General features: G+C 67.0%; 23 protein-coding genes and 1 pseudogene. 7 read left to right on the top strand and 17 right to left on the bottom strand.

The window, feature by feature from the left end; translation table 11 throughout:
• Positions 1-33: 33 nt before the first annotated feature.
• Genes ABCN56_RS16875 through ABCN56_RS16860 form a run of 4 tightly spaced genes read left to right on the top strand, consistent with a single transcriptional unit; the run spans position 34 to position 2,586 of the window.
• A complete protein-coding gene (locus ABCN56_RS16875) occupies positions 34-249 on the top strand; it encodes a twin-arginine translocase TatA/TatE family subunit (protein ID WP_343082002.1) in 216 nt (71 codons plus the stop codon).
• 44 nt (positions 250-293) lie between these two features.
• On the top strand, positions 294-875 hold the full coding sequence (tatB, locus tag ABCN56_RS16870; RefSeq protein WP_343082001.1) for a Sec-independent protein translocase protein TatB: 582 nt from the start codon (positions 294-296) through the stop codon (positions 873-875).
• A complete protein-coding gene (gene tatC / locus ABCN56_RS16865) occupies positions 872-1,747 on the top strand; it encodes a twin-arginine translocase subunit TatC (protein ID WP_343082000.1) in 876 nt (291 codons plus the stop codon). Before tatB ends, tatC begins: the two co-directional genes overlap by 4 nt.
• Positions 1,744-2,586 (top strand): ATP-binding protein, encoded by an 843-nt coding sequence (locus ABCN56_RS16860; RefSeq protein ID WP_343081999.1) that lies wholly within the window; start codon positions 1,744-1,746, stop codon positions 2,584-2,586. The genes tatC and ABCN56_RS16860 overlap by 4 nt, the downstream gene beginning before the upstream one ends.
• Positions 2,587-2,690: 104 nt before the next feature.
• Here the strand turns inward: ABCN56_RS16860 and ABCN56_RS16855 are convergent, their stop codons facing one another.
• The 4 genes from ABCN56_RS16855 to ABCN56_RS16840 all read right to left on the bottom strand — a co-directional run bounded on the left by ABCN56_RS16855 (position 2,691) and on the right by ABCN56_RS16840 (position 6,142).
• The gene (locus tag ABCN56_RS16855; RefSeq protein ID WP_343081998.1) at positions 2,691-3,866 is read right to left on the bottom strand and encodes a peptidoglycan DD-metalloendopeptidase family protein; all 1,176 of its coding nucleotides are present in this window, start codon (positions 3,864-3,866) and stop codon (positions 2,691-2,693) included.
• A 62-nt stretch (positions 3,867-3,928) separates the two neighbouring features.
• Positions 3,929-4,570, bottom strand: a complete 642-nt coding sequence (locus ABCN56_RS16850) for a protein-L-isoaspartate(D-aspartate) O-methyltransferase (RefSeq protein ID WP_343081997.1) — start codon at positions 4,568-4,570, stop codon at positions 3,929-3,931.
• A complete protein-coding gene (surE, locus tag ABCN56_RS16845; RefSeq protein WP_343081996.1) occupies positions 4,567-5,352 on the bottom strand; it encodes a 5'/3'-nucleotidase SurE in 786 nt (261 codons plus the stop codon). Before surE ends, ABCN56_RS16850 begins: the two co-directional genes overlap by 4 nt.
• Before the next feature lie 127 nt (positions 5,353-5,479).
• On the bottom strand, positions 5,480-6,142 hold the full coding sequence (locus ABCN56_RS16840) for an SDR family NAD(P)-dependent oxidoreductase (protein WP_343081995.1): 663 nt from the start codon (positions 6,140-6,142) through the stop codon (positions 5,480-5,482).
• A gap of 106 nt (positions 6,143-6,248) precedes the next feature.
• Here ABCN56_RS16840 and ABCN56_RS16835 point away from each other — a divergent pair, with 106 nt between their 5' ends.
• A complete protein-coding gene (locus ABCN56_RS16835; protein WP_343081994.1) occupies positions 6,249-6,800 on the top strand; it encodes a biotin transporter BioY in 552 nt (183 codons plus the stop codon).
• A 61-nt stretch (positions 6,801-6,861) separates the two neighbouring features.
• Here the strand turns inward: ABCN56_RS16835 and ABCN56_RS16830 are convergent, their stop codons facing one another.
• The 11 genes from ABCN56_RS16830 to pyrC all read right to left on the bottom strand — a co-directional run bounded on the left by ABCN56_RS16830 (position 6,862) and on the right by pyrC (position 17,593).
• Positions 6,862-7,287: a DUF1284 domain-containing protein gene (locus ABCN56_RS16830; RefSeq protein WP_343081993.1), complete on the bottom strand. Its 426-nt coding sequence runs from the start codon at positions 7,285-7,287 to the stop codon at positions 6,862-6,864.
• The gene (gene purF / locus ABCN56_RS16825; RefSeq protein WP_343081992.1) at positions 7,284-8,759 is read right to left on the bottom strand and encodes an amidophosphoribosyltransferase; all 1,476 of its coding nucleotides are present in this window, start codon (positions 8,757-8,759) and stop codon (positions 7,284-7,286) included. Before purF ends, ABCN56_RS16830 begins: the two co-directional genes overlap by 4 nt.
• A gap of 136 nt (positions 8,760-8,895) precedes the next feature.
• On the bottom strand, positions 8,896-9,519 hold the full coding sequence (locus ABCN56_RS16820; protein WP_343081991.1) for a CvpA family protein: 624 nt from the start codon (positions 9,517-9,519) through the stop codon (positions 8,896-8,898).
• Between the two features lie 21 nt (positions 9,520-9,540).
• On the bottom strand, positions 9,541-10,908 hold the full coding sequence (gene radA / locus ABCN56_RS16815) for a DNA repair protein RadA (protein ID WP_343081990.1): 1,368 nt from the start codon (positions 10,906-10,908) through the stop codon (positions 9,541-9,543).
• 43 nt (positions 10,909-10,951) lie between these two features.
• The gene (locus tag ABCN56_RS16810) at positions 10,952-11,398 is read right to left on the bottom strand and encodes a paraquat-inducible protein A (RefSeq protein WP_343082350.1); all 447 of its coding nucleotides are present in this window, start codon (positions 11,396-11,398) and stop codon (positions 10,952-10,954) included.
• Positions 11,398-12,144 (bottom strand): ABC transporter ATP-binding protein, encoded by a 747-nt coding sequence (locus ABCN56_RS16805; protein WP_343081989.1) that lies wholly within the window; start codon positions 12,142-12,144, stop codon positions 11,398-11,400. Before ABCN56_RS16805 ends, ABCN56_RS16810 begins: the two co-directional genes overlap by 1 nt.
• Positions 12,141-12,875: an MlaE family ABC transporter permease gene (locus tag ABCN56_RS16800; protein ID WP_425466125.1), complete on the bottom strand. Its 735-nt coding sequence runs from the start codon at positions 12,873-12,875 to the stop codon at positions 12,141-12,143. Before ABCN56_RS16800 ends, ABCN56_RS16805 begins: the two co-directional genes overlap by 4 nt.
• A 44-nt stretch (positions 12,876-12,919) precedes the next feature.
• A complete protein-coding gene (gene alr, locus ABCN56_RS16795; protein WP_343081987.1) occupies positions 12,920-13,969 on the bottom strand; it encodes an alanine racemase in 1,050 nt (349 codons plus the stop codon).
• A 78-nt stretch (positions 13,970-14,047) separates the two neighbouring features.
• On the bottom strand, positions 14,048-15,541 hold the full coding sequence (locus tag ABCN56_RS16790) for a replicative DNA helicase (RefSeq protein ID WP_343081986.1): 1,494 nt from the start codon (positions 15,539-15,541) through the stop codon (positions 14,048-14,050).
• A gap of 251 nt (positions 15,542-15,792) precedes the next feature.
• Positions 15,793-16,473: an orotate phosphoribosyltransferase gene (locus ABCN56_RS16785; RefSeq protein ID WP_343081985.1), complete on the bottom strand. Its 681-nt coding sequence runs from the start codon at positions 16,471-16,473 to the stop codon at positions 15,793-15,795.
• A gap of 79 nt (positions 16,474-16,552) precedes the next feature.
• The gene (gene pyrC, locus ABCN56_RS16780; RefSeq protein WP_343081984.1) at positions 16,553-17,593 is read right to left on the bottom strand and encodes a dihydroorotase; all 1,041 of its coding nucleotides are present in this window, start codon (positions 17,591-17,593) and stop codon (positions 16,553-16,555) included.
• A gap of 219 nt (positions 17,594-17,812) precedes the next feature.
• Between pyrC and ABCN56_RS16775 the strand changes: the two genes are divergently transcribed.
• Together ABCN56_RS16775 and ABCN56_RS16770 are read left to right on the top strand one after the other, a co-directional pair.
• Positions 17,813-18,118 (top strand): hypothetical protein, encoded by a 306-nt coding sequence (locus tag ABCN56_RS16775; RefSeq protein WP_343081983.1) that lies wholly within the window; start codon positions 17,813-17,815, stop codon positions 18,116-18,118.
• A gap of 96 nt (positions 18,119-18,214) precedes the next feature.
• A complete protein-coding gene (locus ABCN56_RS16770) occupies positions 18,215-18,766 on the top strand; it encodes an urease accessory protein UreE (RefSeq protein ID WP_343081982.1) in 552 nt (183 codons plus the stop codon).
• A gap of 163 nt (positions 18,767-18,929) precedes the next feature.
• Here the strand turns inward: ABCN56_RS16770 and ABCN56_RS16765 are convergent, their stop codons facing one another.
• Complete coding sequence (locus tag ABCN56_RS16765) at positions 18,930-19,553, bottom strand: LysE family translocator (protein ID WP_343081981.1); 624 nt, start codon at positions 19,551-19,553, stop codon at positions 18,930-18,932.
• A 91-nt stretch (positions 19,554-19,644) separates the two neighbouring features.
• Positions 19,645-19,771: pseudogene (locus ABCN56_RS16760) on the bottom strand (acyl-CoA dehydrogenase); the annotation flags it as partial.

Raw genomic sequence — 19,771 nt, 5'->3', positions numbered from 1 at the left:
GGGCGCGGCCTGCGCGCCCGAAGGGAGAAGAAGATGTTCAACAATATCGGCATTCCCGGCCTTATCCTCATCGCGGTCGTGGTGCTCGTGCTCTTTGGCCGCGGCAAGGTCTCTTCGCTGATGGGCGAGGTCGGCAAGGGCATCACCGCATTCAAGAAAGGCGTCCAGGAAGGCAAGGACGAAATCGAGAATGCCGCCTCCGACAAGGCGCGTGACGTCACCCCCGAAACCGAAAAGGACAAGGCCTGAGGCGCAACGCCTGACGTCTTGTCCCGGAAACCGGGGTCACACGAATGGATATCGGCTGGAGCGAGCTAGTGCTCATCGCCATCGTGGCGCTGATCGTGGTGGGCCCGAAGGACCTGCCCGGGATGTTCCGTACCTTGGGTCGTTTCACCGGCAAAGCGCGGTCCATGGCCCGTGACTTTTCGCGCGCCATGGAGGACGCGGCGCGTGAAAGCGGCGTGAGCGACACGGCCAAGGATCTTCGCGAGATGACCTCGAAGAAGCGTCTCGGTCTCGATGCGCTTGAGGACGCGGCAAAGAAGTTCGAGAAATGGGACCCTATGAAGCCGTCTTCGGCTCCGAAGGGTCCGGCAACCCAGGCTCTCGCCGACAAGAAGGCGGCCGAGGCGGAGGCGCGCGCCGCCGCTCGGGCGCAAGGGCCGAAGGAAGGGGACGCACCGTCGTCGCCCGAGGCCGCGGCGAAGCCCGCCGAGGCGAAACCGGCGTCCAAGCCCGCGGCTTCGAAGCCCGCCGCCGCGAAGACGGCTGCCGCCAAATCGACCGCGAAGGCTTCCGCCGCGAAACCCGCGGCGACCAAGGCTGCCGCTCCCAAGCCGAAAAAGGCCCCCGCCAAGAAGGGTGAGGCATGAGTGACGACGAAGAGATCGACGACAGCTCCGCGCCGCTGATCGAGCATCTGACCGAGCTGCGCCAAAGGCTGATCTGGTCGGTCTTGGCCTTCATGGTCGCGATGGTGATCTGCTTCACCGTCTGGAACCCGATCTTCAACTTCCTGACGACTCCGATCTGCGACGCGCTGGCCACGCGCGGGCAGGATTGCGGCCTGATCCTCATTAAGCTGCAGGAAGGTTTCTTCGTCGCGATCAACATCTCGCTTCTGGGCGGGCTCGTGCTGTCCTTCCCGGTCATCAGCTACCAGCTTTGGCGCTTCGTCGCGCCGGGTCTCTACCGGTCCGAGAAGAACGCGTTCCTGCCCTTCCTGATCGCCTCGCCCGTGATGTTCTTGCTGGGAGCGGCATTCGCCTTCTATGCGGTGCTGCCGCTTGCCTTCGATTTCTTCCTGGGGTTCCAGCAGGGCCCGGTGACCGCTGAAGGCGGGAACGGAGGGGAACTTGCCGCCGCCGGTATCACGTTCCAGGGCTCCGTGCAGGAATACCTTGGCCTGACCACGAAGTTCATCGTGGCCTTCGGACTCTGCTTCCAGCTGCCGGTGCTTCTGTCGCTCATGGGCAAGGCCGGGCTTGTCTCGGCTGTGGGCCTGAAGGGCGTGCGGAAATATGCGGTCGTCGTCATCCTGATCGTCGCGGCACTGGTGACGCCTCCGGACGTGGTGACGCAGGTCATCCTCTTCTCGGTCGTCTACGGGCTCTACGAAGTGTCGATTTACCTGGTGTCGCGGATCGAGAAGACGCGCGAGGCGCGGCTGCGCGCCGAGGGCCTCTGGTTCGAGGATGACGAGGAAGGTTCCGAAGGGGCGTCCGACGAGGCCGGCAAGGCATGAACGAGGAGACGCTTCTCCGGATCGCCGAGGCGCTGGAACGCATCGCGCCCGTGCCCGGACGCGTCCCCGATTTCGGCAGGGCTGACGCCTTCGTCTGGCACACTTCTCCCGATCGGCTGGTGCCGGTGCCCGAGGTGAACCGGGTGGATCTTTCGCTGCTCGTCGGGATCGACCGGGCGCGGGACACGCTTCTGGAAAACACGGTTCAGTTCGCGAAGGGCCTGCCCGCGAACAACGCGCTTCTCTGGGGCGCGCGGGGGATGGGGAAGTCCAGCCTCGTCAAGGCGGTGCATGCCGAGGTGACGGGGCGCGGTCTGCCGCTGAAGATCGTGGAATTGCACAGGGAGGATCTGCCCTCCGTCGGTCGGCTTCTGACGCATCTGCGCGCCGCGCATGGACACCGGTTCATCCTGTTCTGCGACGACCTGTCGTTCTCGCATGACGACCAGCACTACAAGAGCCTTAAGGCCGTGCTGGACGGCGGGATCGAGGGCAGGCCCGCGAACGTCATCTTCTACGCGACCTCGAACCGGCGTCACCTGATGCCGCGCGACATGATCGAGAACGAGCGGTCCTCGGCGATCAATCCTTCCGAAGCGGTCGAGGAGAAGGTGTCGCTGTCCGACAGGTTCGGTCTGTGGCTCGGCTTCCATCCCTGCGACCAGGACGAGTTCCTGTCGATGATCCGCGGCTACTGCGACGCTTTCGGCGTTGAGATCTCGGCCGAGGGCTTGCGGGCCGAGGCGATCGAATGGCAGGCGACGCGAGGCGCGCGCTCGGGCCGGGTCGCCTGGCAGTATTTCACGGACCTTGCGGGGCGGCGCGGCGTAACGCTCTGAAGCGTGCTTCCTGGCGACCGCCCCAACCCATGTGCCCTCAAGGACGCGCCCGCGCCAGGGCGCGGGCGGCTGGTTTTCTAAAGGTCTTCCCCTTCAGGCGGGGGCTATTGCAGATACGGCATCGGATCGACGCTGTCGAAACCCTGGCGCACCTCGAAATGGAGGAAGGCAGGGTTCGCCGAGCGGACCTTGGCGATCGTCTGGCCTCTCGAGACCTTGGCGCCCTTCGAGACCGTGATGCCCTCGATGTTGGCATAGACCGTGAGAAGCCCGCCCTCGTGCCGGATCACCAGGATCGGAACCTGTTCGGTATCCTGGGTGATGGCGGCGACGGTGCCGGCCTCGGCCGCCTTGACCGGTGTGCCGGCGGCCGCGGCGATGTCGATCCCCTCGTTCTTCGACTTCTGGTAGGCGCGAATGATCTTGCCGCTGACCGGATAGGCCAGCCGGCCGCCGGCCGAAGCCGCTGTCCGTTCCGCGCCGAGGTCGGGGCTCGCGGGCTTCTCCGTCGCGGCGGCTGCGGGCTTCGTGTCCTCGTCGGGCAGCGGTTGGCTGGCCGAAGGGGGCTCCGGCGTGCGGCTGCCCTGGCCGGGGAGCGAGGCGTCGACACTCGCGACCGGGGCGGGGCGCGAGGCATCGGCGACGGGGATCAGCAGGTACTGCCCTTCGCGCACAGTCAGATCGCCGCCGAGGCCGTTCCAGTCGGCGAGTGCCCGGACAGAAACGTTGTAGGCGCGCGCGATGGAATAGGCGGTTTCGCCGCGCAGGACACGGTGGCGGATCGGTTCGGCGCCAGCCGGCTTCGCCGCCACGGGCGCCTGCGCGCTCGGCGCTCCGGTTTCGGCGCGGTTGATCGCACCCGAGGCAAGCGAGGTCACGTCGATCTTGCCGGGTGTTCCCGCCGGAGCCACGGGAGCGACAGGTTCGGCCACGCGCGAGGGAAGCGCGAGGATCTCGCCTTCGCGAAGCGGCGCGTTGGGTGCGACGGCGTTGTAGCGGGCGAGGTCGCCCGCAGTGAGCCCGAGACGTCCGGCGACCGTCGCGACCGTGTCGCCCCGCCGGGCGACGGCGACCTGGTAGTTCGGATAGGAAATCACGCCACGGGCATCCGGTTGCGGCCTTGGGGCGGTCGCCCTGCGCGCCGCCTCCGTCGTGTCGAGGCCGGCGCTCGGCCCGCGCATGTCGATGTCGAAAGTGCCGGTGTCGTCGCAAGCGGTCAGCAGCGCCAGGGCTGCGGTCGCGAGGGAGGCGCGCAGAATGGGCATGCGGGGCAGGGGCATTGCTCTATCCTCGTCTGTTTCCTAGCCCTTATTCCGGGCCTTTGCGTCGGTTTGAGAGGCGGTCAATCCTGGCCCAACCCCTCGATGAGCGGCACGAAGCGTACGGGCCGCAATTCCTCGTAGTCGAAGCCGTCGGGACCGCGTCGCACCTTGATGAGGCTCTGGACGGTATCCGACTGCCCGACCGGCACAATCATGATACCGCCTTCCCGCAGTTGCGCCAATAGGGGCCCGGGCGGGTCCTCGGCGGCGGCGGTCACAAGGATTCGGTCGAACGGGGCCTGGTCGGGAAGGCCACGGCTGCCATCCCCGACGATGGCGGTTATGTTGGCAAGGCCAAGCGCCGCGAAACGCGCTTCTGCCTCGCGCACGAGGCGGCGGTGACGGTCCACGGTGTAGACCCGGCGCGCGAGCAGCGACAGGACCGCGGCCTGGTAGCCGGAGCCCGTCCCGACCTCCAGCACCTTGTCGCGGGGCGTCACTTCGAGGGCCTGCGTCATCAGCCCCACGACCGAGGGCTGGCTGATCGTCTGCCCGCAGGAAATCGGCAGCGGCGTGTCGTCATAGGCGCGTTCCGCGAAGAGGCCCGTGACGAAGGCGCCCCGGTCGATCCTCTCCATCGCGGACAGCACGCGCGCGTCGGTAACCCCCTGAGAGCGGAGCGCGAACAGAAAGCGCATCTTCCGCTCGGCGTCCTCCGTCATCCGAAGCGCGCCCCGAGTTCGTCCATCGTGTCATGAGCCGTCAGGTCCGCGCGCATCGGCGTGATGGCGACGTAGCCGTCGATGTTCACGGCCACGTCCGTTCCCGGAGCCGTGGGCAGGTGTTGCGGCCCGCCGGTGATCCAGAGGAACTTGCGCCCCGAGGGGGAGATGTGCGGCTCCACGCCGAAGAAGGTGTCTGTGCGGTAGCCCTGCGCGGCGATCTTCATGCCCTTCACGGCGCTCGCGCCCACGGGCGGGAAGTTCACGTTGTAGAAAAGGCGGTAGTCGCCCTTGTCCCATATTCCCTTTTCGAGGAGCGCCCGGACGACCTTGGCGCCGTGGACGCGCGCCGCCTCGAACGGGTCGAAGAGTTCCTGCGTCGCCGGGCCCATGAACTGCGAGAGCGCGATCGCGGGCAGGCCCTGAAGGGCGGCTTCCATCGCGCCGCCGACGGTGCCGGAATAGAGCACGTTCTCGGCCGCGTTGTTGCCCCGGTTCACGCCGGACAGGACGAGGTCGGGGCGTCCGCCTTCCAGAACGTCGTAAAGGCCCGCGAGGACGCAGTCGGCGGGGCTGCCCTCGGCTGCGTATCGGCGCGGCGCGAGGCGGGCGATCATCATCGGATGGGTATAGCTGATCGCGTGGCCGACGCCGGATTGTTCGAACGCGGGCGCAACGGTCCAGACTTCGCCATCCGGGCCAGCGATCTCTGTCGCGATCTCGGTAAGAACCTCAAGCCCCGGCGCGTTGATTCCGTCGTCGTTGGTGATGAGAATTCGCATTGCCTGCCCCCTGCCTCAGGGCCTTGATTAGACCAAGGGGGAGAGGGCGTAAAGCAACATGAGCCGGATGGCCGTCGAGGGGCAAACGGTTCCCCCGGCACGGATTCCCGCAGCTGTCGGCGTGTCGTCAGAGCGACGCGAGAAGCCGGGCGGCCTCGACTGCGGGTTCGATCAGCGCCGCGCGGTCCTCGCCGGGGAAGAACCGGGCGCGGGTGGCGGTCGGCATGGGTCTCGGCGTTTCGATCAGGACGCGGGGACCGGTCCGGACGGTTTCGGCCTGCCAGCTCCGGGCGAGCGCGATCTGCGCGCCCTTGGTGGAGCCGTAGGCGCCGAAGAACTTCTCGCCGGCGCGCGGATCGTCGAAGAACAGCGCCGTACCCTGACCCGCCCGAAGGAGCGGCTCGATCAGTGGAATGAGTGTCGCGGTGGCGGCGAGGTTCGTGGCGATCGACTTGGACATGTCCTTGGCGTCGATGTGACCTGCTGGCGCGAGAGGCGCTGCATGGATCGCCGCGTGGGCCCACAGCCCGATCCCGCCCCAGCGCTCCGCAACCGACTTGGCGAGATGCGCCATGGCATCGGCGTTGGTGATGTCCATCGGCGCGAGTGTGGCGCTCCCGCCCTTCGCCTTGATCCGGTCGTCCAGCTCCTCGAGGCCGCCCGTCGTCCGGGCGACGGCGAGCACGTGCCACCCGGCGGCGCCGAGGGCTTCGGCGAGAGCGAAGCCGAGGCCACGCGAGGCGCCGGTCACGAGGGCGGTTTTCGGGGCGGATGCGGTGGTGTCTGTCATGCCGCCCCTTTCGCACCGGGCGCGGCGCCGCGCAACAGTAATCATTGACATCATGCGGCGTCGCAGCGAGATTGCGCGCCAAATTCGTCATAGGAAAGGCCCGACGATGACGCTTTCTCATGCCCTCCTGCCCAGCCAGTCCCTGGTGACCCGTATCCTCATGGTCGTGGGCGGCTCGTTCCTCATCGCGCTGTCGGCGCAGATCAAGGTGCCGATGATCCCGGTGCCGATGACGCTGCAGACTCTCGCGATCCTCTTCGTCGGTCTGACGTTCGGCGCACGCATGGGCGCGCTGACCGTCGCCGCCTACCTCGCCGAAGGCGCGGCCGGCCTTCCGGTCTTCGCCGGGGGCGCGACCGGCGCCGCCCTTGTCGGCCCGACGGCCGGCTTCCTCTTCGGCTTCGTCGCGATGGCCTACCTCGCCGGCCTCGCCGCTGACCGCGGCGTGAAGGGCCTCGTTCCGACGCTTCTCGTCGCTCTCGCGGTCTCGGCCCTGCTCTACATGCCTGGCGTGTATTGGCTCGCGACCTTCATCGGCTTCGAAAAGGCCGTCGTCGCCGGCATGATGCCGTTCCTCGTGGGCGACGCCGTCAAGGCCGCGATCGCGGCGCTGGTGGTCACTGGCGGCTGGTCGTTCGTGAAGTCGCGGAAAAGCTGACAGGCTCTGACACATCGAAAAGATGCGAACGCCGTCCTTCGGGGCGGCGTTTTTCTTTGCTTCAACCGTATTCTGCGTGGAGCCGCGCCAAGGCTGCTTCGCAGAGGCCCAAGGGCAGCCATTGGCATTCGGCGCAGAGCGTCGACAGGCTTCCCGGCGGGACGTTTTCGCGGATGCGGTCCAATGCCTCGCCCCAGGAAAGGCGGTCGCCCGCGGACAGGCCGAGCGCGCCTGCGTGGGCCTTGTCCAGCGTCGTTATCCGCGCCGTGCTTTCGCAGCCGACGCCACGCCGGGACGGGCAGGGTATGCAGATGTCATCCGCCTCGCATGTCACTTCAATGACCTCGGCGCCGCCTTCGGGGCGCCGAAGCCGGTCCATGACGATCTCCGTCATGTTTGCGGTGAATTCTTCCGAGTAGCCCTTGCCCTCGAACCCGAGCGCGCAGAGGAAGTGATGCGGGCGGAAGCGGAGCGCGCCGCGCGTCACTCCGCCGCCTTCATCTGGAAGCCCTTCTCGATCTGGTCGGAGGGCGCCACCGGGTATTCGCCCGAGAAGCAGGCATCGCAGTACTGCGGCGCGTCGGGATTGCGGCCGCGCGCCTCGCCGGCGGCACGATAAAGCCCATCAAGAGAGATGAAGCGCAGCGAATCCACGCCGATCCAGTCGCGCATCTCGTCTTCAGACATCGTCGCGGCGAGAAGCTTCCCGCGGTCGGGCGTGTCGACGCCGTAGAAGCAGGGCCACGCCGTCGGCGGCGACGCGATGCGGAAATGCACCTCTGCCGCGCCCGCGTCGAGGATCATGTCCTTGATCTTGCGCGAGGTCGTCCCGCGCACGACGCTGTCATCCACCAGAATGACGCGCTTGCCCTTGATGAGCGCCCGGTTGACGTTGAGCTTCAGTCGGACACCCATGTTCCGGATCTGCTCGGTCGGCTCGATGAAGGTGCGGCCCATGTACTGGTTGCGCACGATCCCCATCGCGAAGGGGATGCCGGATTCCTGGCTGAAGCCGATCGCCGCGGGGGTGCCGGAATCCGGCACCGGGCAGACGAGATCGGCATCGATCGGCGCCTCGCGGGCGAGTTCCACGCCGATCTGGCGGCGGGTCTCGTAGACGGAGCGGCCGCCGAGGATCGAATCGGGGCGCGAGAAATAGACGTGTTCGAAGATGCAGAACCGCGGCTTCGCGGGCGCGAAAGGACGGGAGCTTTCCAGCTCACCCTTCGAGATCACCACCATCTCGCCGGGCTCGATCTCGCGCACGAACTCCGCGCCGATGATGTCGAGCGCGCAGGTTTCGGAGGAGAGGACATAACCGTCATCGCCGATGCGGCCGAGGACCAGAGGCCGGACGCCGAGCGCGTCGCGCACGCCGATGAGTTTCGTCCGCGTCATCGCGATGACCGAGAAGGCGCCCTCGACCCGGCGCAGCGCATCCTTTACCCGCTCGGGGATGTTCTTCTGGATGGACCGCGCCATCAGGTGGATGATGCATTCCGAATCGGAAGAGGACTGGAAGATCGAGCCGCGCTCGATCAGCTCCCGGCGGAGCGCCGCGGCGTTTGTGATGTTGCCGTTATGCGCGATCGCCGCCCCGCCCATGGAGAATTCGCCGAAGAACGGCTGCACATCGCGGATCGCCGTGTGGCCTTTCGAGCCGGCGGTCGAGTAACGGACATGGCCGATGGCAAGCTCACCGGGAAGCGTTTCCATCAGAGACGCCTTGGTGAAGTTGTCGCGGACGTAGCCAAAACGGCGGGCGGAGTTGAAACCGTGCTCCGGGTCGTAGGAGACGATGCCGCCTGCCTCCTGGCCGCGATGCTGGAGCGCGTGGAGTCCGAGAGCCACGAAGTTCGCCGCCTCGGCTACGCCGATGACGCCGAACACGCCGCACTCTTCCTTGAGCTTGTCCCCGTCTGAAATCGGGTCGAACGGGTGGCGGGGGAAGGTGCGCATCGCGCTTGGCCTCCGAATCCGGGGTGTCTTTCGCGTCTCATTTAGTGACAAGCGACGCGAGTGTCACGTGCAAGTCACATAAAAATCCGACACCCCGGCCCTGCCATTTCGGCAGCCCGCCAGTATCAGCCGGCGGTCAGTTCCCGGCTGCCGGGGCCGCGGAGCCTTCCGCCGGCGGCGTCTCGGCGGCCGGTGCGGACTCGGGGCGCGGGCCGCAGCTCGACATCAGTTCGTCGTAGCGCGCGACGATCCAGCCCGGCGCGTCCTGCGGCAGCTGTTCGTTCAGGCTCTGCTCCATGCGAGCGAAGACCTCGGCCGACCGCGAGTCGCTCACCACCGGCACAGCCTGGTCAACGAGCGCACGGTCATAGACGACGAAGGCCACCGCGACGAGGACGATGCCCCTGAGAACGCCGAAGAGGAAACCGAGGCCCTGGTCGATGCCGGACAGCGCCGAGCGTTGCACGACCGAGGCGAAGAGCGGTGTGAAGATGGCGAAGACCACGAGTGCGACTGCGAAGACGGCGGCGAAGGCGGCGATCATCGCCAGTTCGCAGCTGTCGCCGAGGAATTTGTCGAGCACGGGGACCTGCGCCACCATCGGCCGGACCTGCTCGGCGAAGATGAAGGCGATGACCGCTGCCGCGATCCAACCGCCGATTGCAAGCGCCTCCCGCACGAAACCGCGGCTGTAGGCGAGGATCGCCGACAGAACGATGACGACCGCGACAACGGCGTCCACGACGGTGAAACCTTCCATTCCCTCGCTCCTTTCGGACTTTCAGCCAGCTCCGAAGATTTCGCCGACCATAGTCACAAGATCGGGCATTTTTTTGACCCGCATGTCTTCTCCCCCCACGAATTTGCTGTGTTCGGGGGCAATCGCCTGTGAAAAACCAAGTTTTCGCGCCTCTTTCAACCTGTTTTCCGTCTGGCCCACCGGCCGCAGCGCGCCAGAGAGGCTGATTTCGCCGAAAACAACCATGTCCGGCGGCAGTGCAACGTCCTCGCGCGCCGACAAGAGGGCCGCCGCCACGGCGAGGTCCGCGGCAGGCTCGGATACGCGCAGCCCGCCCGCCACGTTCAGGAACACGTCGAGCCCGGCGAAGGGAATGCCGCAGCGAGCCTCCAATACTGCAAGGATCGTCGAAAGGCGGTTCGAATCGAGGCCGACGACGGTGCGGCGCGGCGTGCCGAGCGTCGATGGCGCCACGAGCGCCTGGATCTCGGTCAGCACGGGGCGCGTGCCCTCGATCCCGGCGAAGACTGCCGAGCCCGGGGCCGAGGTGCCCCGTTCGGACAGGAACAGGGCGGACGGGTTCGCGACCTCGGAAAGGCCCGCGCCCGTCATTTCGAAGACGCCGATCTCATCGGCGGGGCCGAAGCGGTTCTTCACCGCGCGGAGGATGCGGAACTGGTGGCCACGCTCGCCTTCGAAATACAGGACCGTGTCGACCATGTGCTCGACCACACGGGGACCGGCGATCTGGCCTTCCTTCGTCACGTGCCCGACGAGGATGACCGAGGTGCCGCGGCGTTTCGCGAAACTCACGAGTTCATGCGCACCAGCCCGGACTTGCGCGACGGAGCCGGGCGCGCTTTCAACGTTGTCGGCCCACATCGTCTGGATCGAGTCGATGATCGCGAGGTCGGGGCGAAGGGTGTCCAGCGTCGTGACGATGTCACGAAGGTTCGTCTCGGAGGCGAGTTGGACCGGCGCGTCCGACAGGCCCAGGCGCGCGGCGCGCATGCGAACCTGCGCGCTCGCCTCCTCGCCGGAAATGTATATGCACGACAATCCCTTGCGGGCAAAACTTGCGGTGGCTTGGAGAAGAAGCGTGGACTTCCCGATGCCCGGATCGCCCCCGACGAGGATGGCGGAGGCCGGCACGAGGCCGCCGCCGAGGACGCGGTCGAGCTCCGCCATGCCGGAGCCGGTGCGCGGCGGAGGTGTCTCCTCGGTGGCGAGGGTGGTCAGTTCGATCCGGCGGCCGCGCTCCGCGCCAAGGGATTTCGCGGCGGGGCCGGCCGAAAGCGGCGCCTCCTCCACGATGGTGTTCCACGCGCCGCAGGCGTCGCAGCGCCCGGCCCATTTCTTGTGGACCGCGCCGCAGGAAGTGCAGGTAAAGGATGCCGTGGGCTTTGCCATGCGGTCTTGATGCCCGGTTCGGTCCTCGGCCGCAAGCTGCCCGTCAACTCTGGTGCGGGGGCTCCTGCTGACGCTCGGTCAGGAAGGAGATTGCGAGAGAGGACAGGATGCAGGCCGTGAACAGGTAGAGGCCCCAGGCGGTCTCGACGCGTCCGACGCCGACGCCCTTGGCCACGACGATGTAGAGCGCGATCAGGAAGATGTCGGCCATCGCCAGTCGGCCGAGCAAATGAAGCACGGGGAGAAGTCGGGGCGACGCGAGGTGGAATTGCACGAGGGCGAGGCCCAGCGTCTTAATGTAGGGCGCGAAGAGGGCGAAGAAGGTGACGATGAGCGCGAGGAAGATGTCCTTCTCCCAAAGGGCCTGAAGGCCCGTCAGGACGGAGATTTCTTCGAGCCCGAAGAGCGGGAGAAGCCCCGCCCGCAGCATCGGTGCGGCCCAGGCGAGCGGGAAGAGGACCAGGAGCGCGAGGTTCGCGAAGCGGAGGATCATCGCACGGACTCGATCGGCCCTTCCGCCCGACCGTGGATGAACTGCTGCAGGTAAGGGTCTGTCGCGGCGTCCATTTCCTCGATCGGTCCGGTCCACTGGATAAGGCCGGCATGCAGCATCGCAACCTGGTCGGCGATGGCGCGGACGCTCGACATGTCGTGGGTGATGGTCATGGCGGTCACGCCCATCTCCACGACGATCTCGCGGATCAGTTCGTTGATCACGCCGGCCATGATCGGGTCGAGGCCGGTCGTGGGCTCGTCGAAGAAGATGATTTCCGGCTCGGCGGCGATGGCGCGGGCTAGGCCCACGCGCTTCTGCATGCCGCCCGAAAGCTCGGCCGGGAAAAGGTCCGCGACCTCGGGCTTCAGCCCGACGCGGCGCAGCTTCTCGATCGCGATGGCGCGGGCCTCTTCCTTCGGGCGCTTCTGCGCGCCGCGGAGAAGGCGGAAGGCGACGTTCTGCCAGACCGACAGGGAGTCGAAGAGCGCGGCGCCCTGGAAGAGCATCCCGAAACGGGCGAGGAAGGCATCGCGGGAGACCGTATCGACGTCCTGACCGTCGACGAGTATCTGCCCGGAATCCGGTTTAACGAGGCCGAGGATGCACTTGAGAAGAACGGATTTTCCTGTCCCGGAGCCGCCGATGATGACCATGCTCTTGCCTTGGGGGACGGTCAGGTTCACGCCCCGCAGGACGCGGTTCGTGCCGAATGCCTTGTGGACGTCCCGAAGCTCGATCATGCGGAGAAGAAGACCTCCGTCAGCAGGTAGTTCGTCGCGAGGATGAGGACCGAGGCCGCGACGACCGCGGACTTGGTCGCGCGGCCGACGCCCTGCGCGCCACGGCCCGAGTGCATGCCGTGGTAGCAGCCCATCAGGGCGACAATGAAGCCGAAGGCCGCGCCCTTCACGAGGCCCGAGCCAACGTCCCAGGCCTCGAGGAAGTCGACGGTGTTCTTCAGATAGGTCGCGGCGTTGAAGTCGAGCCGCGTCACGCCGACGAGATAGCCGCCCCATATCCCGATCGCGTCGCCGACGCCCACGAGGACCGGCACCGCGAGCGTTGCGGCGACGACGCGCGGAACCACGAGGTATTTCATGGGGTTGGTCGACAAAGTTACCAGGGCGTCGATCTGTTCCGTAACCTTCATCGTGCCGATTTCGGCCGCGATCGAGGAGGCGACGCGCGCCGCGACCATGAGCCCGCCGAGGACCGGGCCGAGTTCCCGCGTCATGCCGATCGCGACGATCGAGGGCACAACGCTTTCGGCGTTGAACCGCGATCCGCCCGCGTAGATCTGAAGGGCGAGCGCGCCGCCGGTGAAGATCGCCGTCATGCCGACCACCGGAAGGCTGAAATAGCCGATCTGCATCAGCGCGTGCAGGAACTCGCGGAAATAGAACGGTGGCCGCAGGATATAGGACAGCGTCTGCACCGCGAAGATCGCGATCCGGCCGAAATTGGCGAGCATCGCCAGAAGCGCGCGACCGACGCCGGCTACGGGGGCGAGCAGGGTCACGCGGCACCTCCCGCGTGGCGGCGCGCGTAACGCGGACCAAGCGAGGTCAGGATCTCGTAGCCGATGGTGCCCGCCGCGTCGGCGAGCCTGTCCACTCCCTGCGCCGGGCAAAGGATGTCGAGCGTTGCAGGCGCCTCGGACAGATGCGTCACGTCAACCGTGATGAGATCCATCGAGACACGGCCCGCGATGGGGCAGGGCCGGTCGCCGGCGAAGAGCGTTGCGCGGCCGGACAGTGCGCGCAGAAGGCCATCCGCATAGCCGCCGGACACGGTCGCGATCCGCGCGGGGCCCTCGGCGGTGAAGGAGCAGCCGTAGCCGACCGTTTCGCCCGGCGCCAGGTCGCGCACCTGGACGACCGGGAGCGAAAGGCGGACGACGGGTTCGGCCTCCGCGAAGGGCAGGGCGCCGTAAAGGCCGATGCCCGGTCGCGTGACGTCGAAGTGATACTCCGGGCCGAGAAGAATCCCGCCGGTGGCCGAGAGCGAGCGCGGGACCCCAACGCCGTCGGTCATCGCGCGGAACTGGGCAAGCTGGGCCGCGTTCATCGGGTGATCGGGCTCATCGGCGCAGGCGAGGTGGCTCATGACCAGGATGGGGCCATTCTCCAGAACGCGGGAGCAGACGGAGGCCCAGTCCGGCGCCTCGATCCCGAGCCGGTTCATGCCGGTGTCGAGCTGGATGCCGAAGGGATGGTCGGGCAGGGACTCCAGATGCCGGGCGATCTGTTCGGGCGAGTTCAGCATGGGCGTGAGCGCGCTGTCCCGGATCAGCGCCATGTCGCCTTCCATGTGGCCGGAAAAGACCGAGATCTCGGGGCCCTCTCCAAGCGCGGCGCGGAGGGCCGCACCTTCCTCGGCAATCGCGACGAAGAAACGCCGCGCCCCCGCGTGCGCGAGGGTGCGCGCGACCCGCGCGGCGCCGAGCCCATAGGCGTCGGCTTTCACTACGGCGCCCGTTTGCACGCACGGATCGCTCATCCGGTCGAGCGCGCGCCAGTTGCGGGCGACGGCGTCGAGGTCGATTTGGAGTATTCCACCAGCCATGCGGGGGGTTTTGACAGGTGCCGGGAGAAGGTCAAGGGGAAAGCCACCGTGGCGGCCCGGGCGCGCGCGCGGGGAGGCTCAGAACCCCTCGTCGCCCCGCGGTTCCCAATGCCGTTCGAGGTTCGAGAAGCGTGTGAAGCGGCCCTCGAATGCGAGTTCGACGGTGCCGATGGGACCGTGACGCTGCTTGCCGATGATGACCTCGGCCTTGCCGTGGACCTGTTCCATGATCTGCTGCCACTTGGCCATCGCCTCCAGGTCATGGTCGCCCGGCTTCTCGCGTTCGCGGTAATATTCCTCACGGAACACGAACATCACGACGTCGGCGTCCTGCTCGATCGAGCCCGATTCGCGAAGGTCCGAAAGCTGCGGGCGCTTGTCGTCGCGGCTTTCGACCTGGCGCGATAGCTGGGAGAGGGCGATCACGGGGATGTCGAGTTCCTTGGCGATCGCCTTGAGGCCCTGCGTGATCTCGGAAACCTCGTTCACGCGGCTGTCCTTGGCGGAGGCCGGGCGCACGAGCTGGAGATAGTCGATGATCAGAACGTCAAGGCCGTGCGTCCGCTTCAGCCGCCGCGCGCGGGCGGCAAGCTGGGAGATCGGCAGCGCCGGCGTGTCGTCGATATAGAGCGGGCAGGATTCCAGCGACTTCGCGGCTTCGACGAAGCGGCGGAACTCGCCCTCGGTCATGTCGCCCTTCCGGATCTGCTCGGAGGGAACTTCGGCTGCCTCGGACAGAATCCGGGCCGCGAGCTGTTCGGACGACATTTCGAGCGAGAAGAAGCCCACGACGCCGCCGCCCACGGCGCCTTCCGACCCGTCGGGAAGCCGACCGCGGCGATATGCCTTGGCGACGTTGAAGGCGATGTTGGTGGCGAGCGAGGTCTTGCCCATGGAGGGCCGCCCGGCGAGGATCAGAAGGTCCGACCGATGCAGGCCGCCGAGCTTCTTGTCGAGATCGGCGAGGCCCGTCGAGACCCCCGCTAGGCCGCCATCCCGCTGGTAGGCGGCGTTGGCGACGTTGACCGCCTCGGTCACCGCCTTGAGGAACGAAACGAAGCCTTTTTCGGACTGACCTTTCTCGGCCAGCGCGTAGAGGTCCTGTTCCGCCGCGACGATCTGCGAGTCGGGGTCGCTGTCGACCGACACGGTCGCCGCGCGGGCCGAGATTTCGCGCCCGAGCCGGATCAGCTGGCGGCGGATCGCCAGGTCATAGATCATCTGCGCATAGTCGCGCGCGGCGAAAGCCGAGATCGCGGCGCCGGCGAGGCGCGCAAGATAGGCCGGACCGCCAAGTTCCTTCAGCCCCGGATCGTCCTCCAGGTAGCCTTTCAGCGTGACCGGTGACGCGAGCGCGTTCTTCTGGATCTTCGCCGCAGCGATCTCGAAGATACGCCGGTGAACCGGGTCGAAGAAATGCTCTGCCCGTACGGTCGAGGCGATGCGGTCGTAGATGTCGTTGTTGGTGAGGATCGCGCCGAGCAGCTGCTGTTCGGCCTCGATGTTGTGGGGAAGCGAGTCTGGTTCCGCCGCGTCCGGGGCGGCGTCGCGAATCGCTCTGACTTCGTTCATTGCCTCTGCCTCTCCACTGCCCGCGCCCGATTAACGGGTCTTGGCCATCCCGCGCAATGGGATGGATCTGTGGGTAAGTCGCCCCGAAGCCTGTGGAAGGCAGGGCGACCGTTTGCCCGCTGCGAGTCTCTTACCACATTTCGACCCTGTCTGCGAAGGTCGCACACAAGATAGCGATTCGGCTCCCGGTGGGAGTCAGGGGTTGTCCACAGGAGACCGCGAATTATCCACCGGTATTTTTGACCGGTTGTTCAATCCTTGGCGCGTGCTTCCTGCCAGGCGCGCGGAGCCGAGAGAAACGCCTCGACCTCCGAAAGCGTCGCCGCGTCGAAGGCACCGGTCTCGCGCGCTTCGGCAAGGACGTCCCACCAAGTGCAGAGGTGATGGAGGCGCACGCCGTGGTCGCCGAGCGTCTTTTCCGTCTCGGGGAAGATGCCGTAGTAGAAGATCACCGCCGTGTGGCCGCAGGAGGCGCCGGTTTCGCGGATCGCGTCCACGAAGGACAGCTTCGAGCCGCCGTCGGTCGTCAGGTCCTCGACCAGGAGCACCCGCTCGCCTTCGCTCATCGCGCCCTCGATACGGGCGTTGCGGCCGTAGCCCTTGGGCTTTTTCCGCACGTAGGTCATCGGCAGGCCGAGCCGTTCCGCGACGAGCGCCGCGAAGGGGATGCCCGCCGTTTCGCCGCCCGCGACGTTGTCGAACGCCTCGAAGCCCGCCTCGCGCATCACGGTGACGGCCATGAAGTCCATCAGCACCGACCGGATGCGCGGGAAGGAGATGAGCTTGCGGCAGTCGATATAGGTGGGCGAGGGCAGACCCGACGCGAGCGTGAAGGGCGTTTCGGCGTTGAAATGCACCGCCTTGATTTCAAGCAGCATCCGCGCGGTCAGGCGGGCGATCTCTTCTTTCGGCGGGAAGGAACTCGGGATCATCTGGGGCTCCTCGATCAGGCTTTGGACGGGGCCGGGGCACTTCCACCGCACGCGGAAGTGTCTCGGCCGAAATGAAACATCAGGCTGCGACGCGCCACAGGAGCGGGAAGCCCGGTTCGAAGACGGTGACTGGCCCGGCGCCGGTCTGGATCTTCTTCGGATAGTCCACCGTTTCACCCTTGGTGAGCGTGATGCGCTCCTCGTTCGGGGGCAGCCGGTAGAAGGCGGGGCCGTTCAGCGAGGTGAAGGCCTCCAGCCGGTCCAGCGCACCTTCCTCCTCGAAGACATGGGCGAGGATCGACATCGTGTTCGTTGCGGTGAAGCAGCCCGCGCAGCCGCAGGCGTGTTCCTTCAGCGCGTCGATATGCGGGGCCGAGTCCGTGCCGAGGAAGAAGCGCGGCGCGCCCGACGTGGCGGCCGCGCGGAGCGCAAGGCGGTGCTCCTCGCGCTTGGCGACCGGAAGGCAGTAGTAGTGCGGCCGGATGCCACCCGCGAGGATGTGGTTGCGGTTGATGATGAGGTGGTGCGTGGTGATCGTCGCCCCGAGGTCGTCACCCGCGGTGCCGGCATAGGCGACGCCTTCCTTGGTGGTGATGTGCTCCATCACGACGCGCAGGCCCGGCGTCTTGCGGCGGATCGGGTCGAGCACGCGGTCGATGAACACGGCTTCCCGGTCGAAGATGTCGATTGCGGGGTCGGTCACTTCGCCGTGGACGCACAGGGGCAGGCCGATCTCGGCCATCCTTTCCAGAACGCCGCGCACCCGGTCGAAGTCACGCACGCCCGATGCCGAGTTCGTCGTCGCGCCCGCGGGATAGAGCTTCACCGCCTTAACGAGACCGGAGGCGTGCGCCGCGGCGACGTCCTCGGGATCGGTGTCCTCGGTGAGGTAAAGCGTCATCAGGGGCTCGAAAGCCATGCCTTCGGGCAGGGCGGCGAGGATCCGGTCGCGGTAGGCGGCCGCGTCACGTCCCGTCACGACGGGGGGCACGAGGTTCGGCATGATGATGGCGCGTGCGAAGTGGCGGGCGCTTTCGGGCAGGACGCCCTCCAGCATGGCGCCGTCGCGCAGGTGAAGATGCCAGTCGTCGGGGCGGCGGATCGTGAGGCTCTGTGTCATGGCTTGCGGTTACACCGCCGGGCCGCCGGTTTCCAGTGGGCATTGCGCCCAAACCGGGCCGTATCGGCATGCGAGCGCGCGTCGGCATGCCGGAGACCCCGGCGGCGGAAGGATGCCCAAGCCGTGGCGCCGGACTGGCGGGGTCTTGCCTGCGTTCCGCCGCCGGGGCAGATTCAGGGAAGGCACCGGGACAGGTGCCATCCGGAGGCAGAGCAAGACATGATCCGCATTATTCTTCCAATCGCCGCGCTCGGTGCGCTCGCGGCCTGCAACGATCCCGGCTTCACCGGCGTCAACGGCGTGCAGGACGCGCTGCCGGACCAGGTGGCGTCCTGCACCTACGTCACCGACATCCGCATGACGCCGGGTGTCTACGGACCGGTCGTGACCGACAAGGCGCTCATGTACGCCCGCAACAAGGTCATGGCGGACGCGAGGGATGCAGGTGCAAACACCGTCGTCTTCGACCCGGTGCCACCGTCGGGCGAGGTCTACATGGTGCATGCCAAGGCCTATCGCTGCTGAAGCGCGAGGGCCTGCGTCAACGCCCCCCTTGCCGCAGGACCCGCAGGCTGTGACACTGGTCGCGCCTAGTGGGGAACCTGAAGGGGAGGGCCGCCAATGCGAAAACTTCCGATCGCAGCCGAGGTCTTGCGTGCCGGAACCTGGACCGGCGCGGCCGAGAAGGTGGAGTTGACCCATGCCGAGCGGCATCTGCGCCGCAAGCGTCTCGTGACCGATTCCGGCCGGGCCTTCAGGGTCGATCTCCCGGAAAAGACGCGGCTGTTCGAGAAGGACGCCTTTCGGCTTTCGGATGGCAGTCTCGTCGAGGTCGTTCCCGCCAGGGAGGATCTGCTGGAGGTGACGGGCAGGGATCTCCTGCGCCTTGCCTGGCATGTGGGGCACCGCCGTGCGCCCTGCCAGATCGAAAGCGGACGGCTCCTTGTGCCGCAGGATTCGGTTCTCGAGGCGCTGCTGAAAGGTCTTGGCGGGAAGGTGAAGAGCGTGTCGGAACCCTTCGAGCCCGAGGATGGCATGCCGGGGCGTGCTCCGGCGAAAGTGGCGCATCCCGAGCCGAAGCACGGAAAGCTGCACGTCGAAAGCCATGTCTCGCATGGCGGAGGCGAGGCCGACGAAGACATTCTGCCCCCGGGACCTTCGAGCAACGCCTAGGGCGGGAAGGATTGGCTTCGATCGCTGTCTGGAATGCCGCGCGGGCATACAGGAACTTCGGCGCCGCGGCCTGTGTCGCGAGGAACTTGTGGCCCAGGCCCTCGGCGAAGGGCCGGAGGGCTGACGACGCTTCGTCGTTTCAGGGGAGAGCGGACAGTCCGCATCACGCGCGGCGGAGCGCCGCGGTCAGCAGCCCCATGCCGATCAGCGCGCCCCCGCCGGCGCGGTTCAGCCAGCGCAATGTGGCCGGGCGGCGGATGCGGGCGCGCATCCTGTCAGCGAGGAGCGCGTAGGCGAGCGCATTCACCGCCGCGAGCGAGACGAATGTGGCGATCAGGATCGCGAACTGCGGGGCGAGGGGTTCGGCTGGGCGCAGGAACTGCGGCACGAAGGCGATGAAGAAGGCGATGGACTTCGGGTTGAGAGCGGTCACGGCCGCCGCATGCCCGAATACGCCGCGCGGCGGAAGCGTGGCCGTCGTCTCGATCCCGATTCCGCGCGTGGGGTTCGTGCGAAGGAGTTTCAGCCCGAGCCAGACAAGATAGACGGCGCCGATCCATTTCAGGGCCGTGAACAGCGTCGCCGAGGCCAGGACGATGGCGCCGAGCCCCAGGAGCGAAGCGGTCATCGCGGTGAAATCGCCGAGCGCCACGCCCGCCGCCGTCGCGAGCGCCACCGGGCGGCCCTGCGTCACCGCGTAGCTGAGCACGAGCAGAACGGTCGGGCCGGGGATCATCAGGAGTGCGATGGAGGCCGTCACGAAGGCCAGCCAGAGGTCGAGCGTCATGAGTTCATTTCCTTGGACGGGCGCGGACAGTCAGCCACGCGACACCGCCCAAGGCAAGCGCTCAGCGCCTTTCATGCCGGCGCGGTCGAGCTCAGAAGAACGCCTGGAGGCCGGTTATCGCTCGACCGAGGATGAGGGCGTGGACGTCGTGCGTGCCCTCGTAGGTGTTGACGGTCTCGAGGTTGGCCATGTGGCGCATGACCTGGAAGTCCTCCTGG

The organism is Ostreiculturibacter nitratireducens (assembly GCF_032670585.1).
In the GTDB taxonomy this organism is placed as follows: domain Bacteria; phylum Pseudomonadota; class Alphaproteobacteria; order Rhodobacterales; family Rhodobacteraceae; genus Ostreiculturibacter; species Ostreiculturibacter nitratireducens.
The sequence above is the reverse complement of the archived record's forward strand: the minus strand, read 5'-3'. Positions and strand labels throughout refer to the sequence as shown.